The sequence below is a fragment of the Mesorhizobium sp. M1A.F.Ca.IN.022.07.1.1 genome (assembly GCF_003997575.1).
In the GTDB taxonomy this organism is placed as follows: domain Bacteria; phylum Pseudomonadota; class Alphaproteobacteria; order Rhizobiales; family Rhizobiaceae; genus Mesorhizobium.
Genome location: NZ_RZST01000620.1, coordinates 1 through 1,389, shown reverse-complemented (window position 1 = coordinate 1,389; position 1,389 = coordinate 1). Strand labels below are relative to the sequence as shown.

General features: G+C 65.4%; 3 protein-coding genes. 1 reads left to right on the top strand and 2 read right to left on the bottom strand.

Annotated features, from left to right (window positions below; genetic code table 11):
• Window positions 1–452, bottom strand: a 452-nt coding sequence (locus tag EOA75_RS32835; protein WP_164747755.1) for a saccharopine dehydrogenase NADP-binding domain-containing protein, incomplete at its 3' end; no start/stop codon positions are given.
• 120 nt (window positions 453–572) lie between these two features.
• Here EOA75_RS32835 and EOA75_RS32830 point away from each other — a divergent pair.
• Window positions 573–1,001 (top strand): Lrp/AsnC family transcriptional regulator, encoded by a 429-nt coding sequence (locus EOA75_RS32830; protein ID WP_066991894.1) that lies wholly within the window; start codon window positions 573–575, stop codon window positions 999–1,001.
• A gap of 170 nt (window positions 1,002–1,171) precedes the next feature.
• Here the strand turns inward: EOA75_RS32830 and EOA75_RS32825 are convergent.
• The coding region (locus tag EOA75_RS32825) for an aldo/keto reductase (protein WP_164747754.1) at window positions 1,172–1,389 on the bottom strand (218 nt) is incomplete at its 5' end.

The following is a 1,389-nucleotide window of genomic DNA, read 5'->3' as shown; positions in this document are numbered from 1 at the left end:
GCGCCGACGCGCATGCGCACGCTTTCCAGCGTGTCGAAGCGGCTGGCCAGATCGTTGGCGACGATCGAAATGAAGCCCGGCGCTAGGCCGCATTGCGGGATGAAGGCGCTCTTGCCCTCGCGCGCCAGCTCCTTGACCCGACGGGTGCTGGCGACGTCCTCGGTGAGGTCGAGATAATGCACGCCCGCCTTCGCCGCAGCCTCGGCGATGCGGGTGGTGAGGTGGAAGGGCGCGGCGCTCAGCACGGCGAATTTGCCGGCAAGCGCTGCCTCAAGCGCGCCGGGCACGGCGATGTCGAGCTCCTTGCTCTCGACGCCGGCCGGCAATTCGGCTGCGGCGAGCTGGGCCGCCGAGCGGTCGACCACCGTGACGCGGTAGTCTCCCGTGGTGGTAAGCATTTCAGCGATGGTCGAGCCGATCTTGCCGGCGCCGACGACAACAATGTTTTTCATGACGATACCCCTGCCAGTTCGAATTGGCAGGAATCATCGCAGCTTGCCTGTCGAAAGGAAGCTCGGAATCTGGCAAAGTGAAGCTGAACATAGCGCAATTTGCCGAAGGGTTTCGTCGAAATGATCAGTGAAGCTGAACAGGCCCTGCTGACGCTGCTGCGCGCCAACGCGCGCGCCTCCACCGCCGAGCTGGCGAGAAAGCTCGGCGTGTCGCGCACCACGGTGCAGAGCCGGATCGAGCGGCTGGAGCAGCGCGGCATCATCGCCGGCTACGGCGTCAGGCTGTCGCCCGACTATGAGCAGGGTCTGGTCAAGGCGCATGTGCTGCTCACCGTCACGCCGAAACTCGCCGACAAGGTGGTGCGTAGCCTGGAGGCGATGCCGCCGGTCCGGACGGTGCATTCGGTGAGCGGCAATTTCGACATGATCGTCATCGTCGACGCGCCGTCGATCCGCGATCTCGACGCGCTGCTCGATCAGATCGGGGCAATGGAGGGAGTAGAGCGGACGTCGTCGTCGATCATCTTGTCGACGCGGGTTGATCGGTGAGGGCAGCGAAACTGCCAATCTCCCCCCAAGTGAGGGAGATGGCCGGCAGGCCAGAGGAGGTCGCCTCGCGTGGAGCGCCAACTCCATCTGCCGCAGCAGGCCGAGCCCAGTCGGACCGACCCCCTCTGGCCGCTTTGCGGCCATCTCCCCCTCGAGGGGGGAGATTGGCGCTACGCCCTCCGTCTCTCCGGCCCGTTGTCCAGCCACTCCAGATCGTCCGGCGACAGCGCAATATCCAGCGCCTTGAGGCTGTCCTCCAGCTCATCCAGCGTGCGCGGGCCGATCAGCGGAACGGACGGGAAAGGCTGCGCCAGGACATAGGCGAGCGCGACATGGATCGGGCTTTTGCCGAGCCTGCTTGCAAGTTCGATGGCGCGGTCGCCTATGT